7 protein-coding genes are annotated in these 6,000 nt (G+C 64.4%); 6 read left to right on the top strand and 1 reads right to left on the bottom strand.

The features are described 5' to 3' along the window. The 4 genes from J7E80_RS13010 to J7E80_RS24420 form a co-directional block, all read left to right on the top strand. On the top strand, positions 1–1,178 hold a 1,178-nt coding region (locus J7E80_RS13010; RefSeq protein ID WP_215052137.1), incomplete at its 5' end, for an MmgE/PrpD family protein. Between the two features lies 1 nt (position 1,179). Then, positions 1,180–2,085 carry a methylisocitrate lyase gene (prpB, locus tag J7E80_RS13005; RefSeq protein WP_215052135.1) on the top strand — a complete coding sequence of 302 codons (906 nt, stop codon included), beginning with the start codon at positions 1,180–1,182 and terminating at the stop codon, positions 2,083–2,085. A gap of 28 nt (positions 2,086–2,113) precedes the next feature. Then, the gene (locus J7E80_RS13000; protein WP_215052133.1) at positions 2,114–3,250 is read left to right on the top strand and encodes a bifunctional 2-methylcitrate synthase/citrate synthase; all 1,137 of its coding nucleotides are present in this window, start codon (positions 2,114–2,116) and stop codon (positions 3,248–3,250) included. A gap of 484 nt (positions 3,251–3,734) precedes the next feature. Next, entirely contained in the window at positions 3,735–3,905 is a 171-nt protein-coding gene (locus tag J7E80_RS24420) for a TetR/AcrR family transcriptional regulator C-terminal domain-containing protein (RefSeq protein WP_311380824.1), read from the top strand. Positions 3,906–4,026: 121 nt separating this feature from the next. Here J7E80_RS24420 and J7E80_RS12990 read toward each other — a convergent pair whose 3' ends face one another. Next, positions 4,027–4,632 (bottom strand): XRE family transcriptional regulator, encoded by a 606-nt coding sequence (locus J7E80_RS12990; protein WP_311380823.1) that lies wholly within the window; start codon positions 4,630–4,632, stop codon positions 4,027–4,029. Positions 4,633–4,708: 76 nt separating this feature from the next. On the opposite strand from J7E80_RS12990, the gene J7E80_RS12985 reads away from it, so the two are divergent. After that, the gene (locus J7E80_RS12985; RefSeq protein WP_215052131.1) at positions 4,709–5,638 is read left to right on the top strand and encodes an NAD(P)/FAD-dependent oxidoreductase; all 930 of its coding nucleotides are present in this window, start codon (positions 4,709–4,711) and stop codon (positions 5,636–5,638) included. 48 nt (positions 5,639–5,686) lie between these two features. Beyond that, the gene (locus J7E80_RS12980) at positions 5,687–5,947 is read left to right on the top strand and encodes a hypothetical protein (RefSeq protein WP_215052129.1); all 261 of its coding nucleotides are present in this window, start codon (positions 5,687–5,689) and stop codon (positions 5,945–5,947) included. Positions 5,948–6,000 lie beyond the last annotated feature (53 nt).

The following is a 6,000-nucleotide window of genomic DNA, read 5'->3' as shown; positions in this document are numbered from 1 at the left end:
TCGCCGCGGACTACTCCCACCCAGGGGACAACATCCCGCCGATCCTCGCCGTGGCCCAGCACGTCGGCTCCAACGGCCAGGACCTGATCCGCGGGATCGCCACCGGTTACGAGATCCAGGTCAATCTCGTGAAGGCGATCTGCCTCCACAAGCACAAGATCGACCACGTGGCCCACCTCGGCCCCTCCGCCGCCGCGGGCATCGGCACCCTCCTGGGGCTCGACGTCGCAACGATCTTCCAGTCCGTCGGCCAGGCCCTGCACACCACCACCGCCACGCGGCAGTCCCGCAAGGGCGAGATCTCCACCTGGAAGGCCCACGCCCCCGCGTTCGCCGGCAAGATGGCCGTCGAAGCCGCGGACCGGGCCATGCGCGGACAGACCTCACCGGTGCCGATCTATGAAGGCGAGGACGGTGTCATTGCCTGGATGCTGGACGGCCCGGACGCCTCCTACCAGGTCCCGCTGCCAACACCGGGCGAGGCCAAGCGCGCCATCCTGGACACCTACACCAAGGAACACTCCGCCGAGTACCAGGCCCAGGCCTGGATCGACCTGGCCCGGAAGCTGAACAGGGAACACCCCGAAGCCACCGACCCGGCCAATGTGGCCTCGGTGCTGATCAAGACCAGCCACCACACGCACTACGTGATCGGCTCCGGCGCGAACGATCCGCAAAAGTACAGCCCCACCGCGTCCCGGGAGACACTGGACCACTCCATCCCGTACATCTTCACCGTCGCTTTGCAGGACGGAGCCTGGCACCACGTCGATTCCTACTCCCCCGAACGGGCCGCCCGCCCGGACACCGTGGAACTGTGGCAAAAGGTGTCCACGGTCGAGGACACGGAATGGACCCGCCGCTACCACTCCCTGGACATCAACGAGAAGGCGTTCGGCGGCTCGGTGGAAATCACCCTCACCGACGGCACAGTCATCACCGACGAGATCGCCGTCGCCGACGCCCACCCGCTCGGCGCCCGCCCCTTCACGCGCGAGCAGTACGTCAACAAGTTCCGTACCCTCGCAGCCGGCTTGGTGGAGGAGGACGAAATCGAAAGGTTCCTTGCCGCCGTCGAACGCCTCCCCGAACTGGGCCCCGGCGAACTGGACCAGCTGAACATCACCGCCGCCCCCGGAGTCATCGACCTCGGCGCCGCACCGAAGGGACTCTTCTAAAGTGCTGTACTCCAAGACCACGCCCGAGCAGAAGCGCATCAAGCTGCGCGACATCCTCGCATCGGGCACCGTTCAGCAGTTCCCCGGAGCGTTCAACCCTCTTTCCGCCCGGCTGATCGAGGAGAAGGGTTTCGCCGGGGTCTACATTTCCGGCGCCGTGCTCGCCAACGACCTTGGCCTGCCGGACATCGGCCTGACCACGCTCACCGAGGTGGCCACCCGGGCAGGACAGATCGCCCGCATGACCGACCTGCCCTGCCTGGTGGACGCGGACACCGGATTCGGCGAACCCATGAACGTCGCCCGCAGCGTCCAGGAACTCGAGAACGCCGGCCTCGCCGGGTGCCACATCGAGGACCAGTTCAACCCCAAACGCTGCGGCCACCTCGACGGCAAAAACGTCGTCGACCTGGAGACCGCCACCAAACGCATCCGCGCCGCCGCCGACGCCCGGCGCGACCCAAACTTCCTCATCATGGCCCGCACCGACATCCGAGCAACTGACGGACTCCAGGCAGCCAAAGACCGCGCAAAGGCCCTCGTCGATGCCGGCGCCGACGCGATCTTCCCCGAGGCCATGCGAGACCTGCACGAGTTCCGTGCCATCCGCGACGCCGTGGACGTGCCGATCCTGGCCAACATGACCGAGTTCGGCAAAAGCGACCTCTTCACCGTGGAACAGCTCCACGCAGTCGGCGTGAACATGGTCATCTACCCCGTCACCCTGCTCCGCAGCGCCATGGGCGCCGCCGAACGGGTTCTGGACACACTCAAGAGCCTGGGAACCCAGGAGGTACGTGTGTTTGAAATGCTCACCCGAGCCCGCCTCTATGACCTCGTGGACTACGAGGCATACAACAAATTTGATTCCGGCATCTTCAACTTCCAGATCCCCAACATCCGCTAGTCCACGGACTGCAACGAAGGAGTTCAGCATGACCAACCCAGACATTAAGAAGGGCCTCGCCGGCGTCGTGGTGGACTACACCGCGGTCTCGAAGGTCAACGCGGAAACCAACTCGCTGCTCTACCGCGGGTACCCGGTCCAGGAGCTCGCCGCCAAATGCAGCTTTGAAGAAGTCGCCTACCTGCTCTGGAACGGCGAACTGCCCACCCAGGACCAGCTCGCCGGGCTCACCGCCCGCGAAAGGGCCGGCCGGGCTCTCGACCCTGCACTCAAGGCCATCATCGACGCCCTGCCCACGGACGCCCACCCCATGGACGTCTGCCGCACGGCGGCATCGGTGCTGGGAGCACGGCACCCACTGGCCGAGAACGCCTCACCCGAGGCCAACATGAGCAAGGCCATCGACCTCTGGGCGGCCATGCCGGCAGTCGTGGCCTACGACCAGCGCCGCCGGCACGGGCAAGAGCTTGTGGAACCGCGCGACGATCTCGGCTACTCGGCCAACTTCCTCTGGATGACCTTCGGCGAAGACCCCGTGGACGAGGTCATCGAGGCGTTCAACGTCTCGATGATCCTGTACGCCGAACACTCCTTCAACGCCTCGACCTTCACCGCCCGCGTGGTCACTTCCACTCTCTCGGACCTGCACTCGGCCGTGACCGCTGCCATCGGAGCGCTCAAAGGCCCGCTGCACGGCGGGGCCAACGAAGCCGTCATGCACACCTTCGACGAGATCGGCATCCGGCCCGAGGAATCCCTGGAGCAAGCCGCCACCCGCGCTAAAGCGTGGATGGAAGATGCGCTGGCGCAGAAGAAGAAAATCATGGGTTTCGGGCACCGGGTCTACAAGAACGGTGACTCCCGCGTTCCGACTATGAAGGCCGCGCTGGATAAGATGATCGCCCATTACGGCCGGCCTGAACTCCTGGGCCTGTATAACGGGCTCGAGCAGGCGATGGAGGAGGCCAAGGCCATCAAGCCCAACCTCGACTACCCTGCCGGACCCACGTACCACCTCATGGGCTTTGACACTCCGACCTTCACACCCATATTCGTCGCGAGCCGCATCACCGGCTGGACCGCCCACATCATGGAACAGGCGGCAGCGAACTCCCTCATCCGCCCGCTAAGCGAATACAACGGCCCGGACCAGCGCTCCCTGTAACCGGCATCTCAACTGCCCCAATTTCTGCGGTGAGGTGTCGGATGATCACCCGGATCATCACCTATCGCAACGCTTACGGCACCTCACCGCCGGCCGGCCGAACAACCCCGTGCAGGTCTTCCAAACCTAATCCACGTGTACATAGGAGCAAACGATGGACCTTCACCTGCAACCAGATTGGCAACGTGCTCTCGGGCAACGGGTAGAAGTTTGGAGAGGCGGGAAACTGGTCCGGAAAGGAACGGTGGAGGCCGTCATGCCCGACGATTCGCTTCTCTGGATTTCAGCGGAAGGAAACTCACTACGACAAATGATTTCCCGTCAAGACGGATATCAGGTTTTCACGCATTTCCGTTCGGCGTCGCCCGCGAACGACCACTAGAACTTGGGTCCAGTACTTGCAAGAGGCTGCGTTCGTGCGGGATCTGGTGGGACCGGCTGCCCTGCACAAAGTCCTACTACTGGAGACGTCGCCTCCCCCATCGTGGAGATGTTCGCCGCCGGCGAGTACCCACACCTACTCGAGATCGCCAGCGAGCACGTGCTGAAACCCGGCTACGACTTCGGGAACGAATTTGAGTTCGGTCTTCAGCTGATCCTTGGCGGGCTGGCCGCGGAAGACGACAGGGCGGGACGGAGGGCGGAGTCGGCTTAAGGCAGGACCTGCACCAGAACCGCCACATCGCCCCCAGAGCCTTCGAGCCCGGTCCTGCCGGGTCTGCTCCGGCTCCGGAAGGCGCGTGACGGCTTACCAGTGGCGGCCGTTTCTGTGCCCTCTACTGCTTGCTGCTTTTCGCCCGGTTGTTTGACTTGGCGCGGACGTGCATCCGTTCGCCCTGTCCGCCGAAGACGCTGAGGACTTCTGCGGGCTGGTCTCCGGTGCTGCCGAACCAATGGGGAACATGCGTGTCGAACTCCGCCACCTCCCCGGGTCCGAGGATCAGGTCATGGTCGCCGAGGACCAGGTGCATGCGTCCTGAGAGGACATAAAGCCATTCGTATCCTTCATGCGTCTTGGGTTCGGGGTGGATCTTCGTGATGGGGATGACGATTTTCGCGGCCTGCATGCCACCGGGCTGGCGGGTAAGCGGAATAACGGTCCGCCCGTTCGAGCCGGCGGCTTTGAGGCGGACACGGGGGTCTCCGACGTCGGGGGCGCCGACAAGGTCATCCAGTGGCACGCGGTACGCCTGCGCCAGGGGCAGCAGCAGTTCCAGGCTGGGGCGCCGCTGCCCTGTCTCCAGCCGTGACAAAGTACTCTTCGAGATTCCGGTAGCGGCAGCGAGAGCTGTCAGCGTAACGCCGCGCTGGGTCCGCACTCGTTTCAGCCGTGGTCCGACCTGGTCAAGGGCGGCCGCGATCGCTGTTGCTGGGTCGGTCACAGGGCTATCCAACGCTTATTTCCCGGAAACAGCAACGTTTGTTGTCGCCTCGGGGGATACCGGACAGCCTTGAGGCATGACTGAATTTGACGTAGTGATAGTAGGCGGCGGAGCAGCCGGACTCTCGGCGGCCCTGGTGTTGTCACGGGCCCGCCGGAAAATTCTCGTGGTGGACTCTGGCTCCCCCCGGAACGAGCCCGCCCCGCACATGCACGGCTTCCTGTCCCGTGACGGAATGCCGCCGGCCGGGCTGCTCGAAGTGGGCAGGGACGAGGTGAAAGGTTACGGAGGCGAGATCCGTGCCGGTGCCGTGACCGAGCTGGTACCGTGCGGCGCATCGGGGTTCTGGGTTCTGCTCTCGGACGGCCAGCGGGTTTCGGCCCGCCGCCTGCTGATCGCCACCGGCCTGCGTGACGAACTGCCGGACATTCCCGGTCTGGCCGACCGATGGGCCCGGGACGTCCTGCATTGCCCGTACTGCCACGGCTTCGAGGTCCGCGACCACCAGCTTGGCGTCCTCGGCGGTTCTGCTGAATCCGTTCGGTATGTGCAGACTGTGCGGCAGTGGACGAAGGACGTCGTGTTCTTCACCCCACCCGGATCCCTGACACCGCTGCAACGCTCCGAGCTCGTGGCCCGCGCGATCGGGATCGTCGAAGGCACAGTGAAGCAAGTCCTCGTCGAGAACGAACAGCTCAGCGGAGTGGAAATGGACGACGGACGGATTGTCCGCCGGCAGGCCCTGTTCGTCCCGCCCCGCTTCGTCCCTCACAACGACCTCCTAGCCGGGATCGGCTGCGAAATGGATGATTCCGGGTGGGTGGTCCGCGACAGCACCGGGCTCACCACCGTTCCCGGGGCATGGGCTGCAGGTAACGTAGCGAACCCGCGCGCCCAGGTCATAACCGCAGCAGGCGAAGGATCCGCTTCAGCAATAGCCATCAATGCCGACCTGATCGAAGAAGACATCCGAAACGCTGTCCGCGACTTCAGCATGGGCTACTGACCCAAACACCCATCACGCAAACACCCAATGAATACCAGAGGAGCCTTAGTGTCCGATCAGGCAACAACCCAGCGCCCCACCCATACCCCGCCGCCAACCAAACACCAGCTCGCCCTCATGATCTGGCTGGCCGTGTTCCCCACACTGACCGTCATCAACCTCGTAGTCGGCGACTGGCTGGTGACCCTGCATCCTGTGCTGCGCACCTTCATTCTGGCCACCATTGCCGTGCCGATCGTGATCTACGGGCTGATGCCGCACCTGCACCGGCTACGCGCCATCCTGCTGGCCCGTCTGGTCCGCAACTGAAGCCCAGGGCCATCCCTGCGCACTGTCATGGGACAGTTCGCGGTGCGCAGTTA

It is taken from the genome of Arthrobacter sp. ISL-28, from assembly GCF_018613875.1.
In the GTDB taxonomy this organism is placed as follows: domain Bacteria; phylum Actinomycetota; class Actinomycetes; order Actinomycetales; family Micrococcaceae; genus Arthrobacter.
Note: the sequence above shows the minus strand (reverse complement) of the source record. Positions and strands in the feature narration are given on the sequence as shown.

Coding starts and splice junctions, on each gene's coding strand:
- J7E80_RS12985 (WP_215052131.1), top strand. CDS start 4,709: ATGACTGAATTTGACGTAGTGATAGTAGGCGGCGGAGCAGCCGGACTC.
- J7E80_RS13000 (WP_215052133.1), top strand. CDS start 2,114: ATGACCAACCCAGACATTAAGAAGGGCCTCGCCGGCGTCGTGGTGGAC.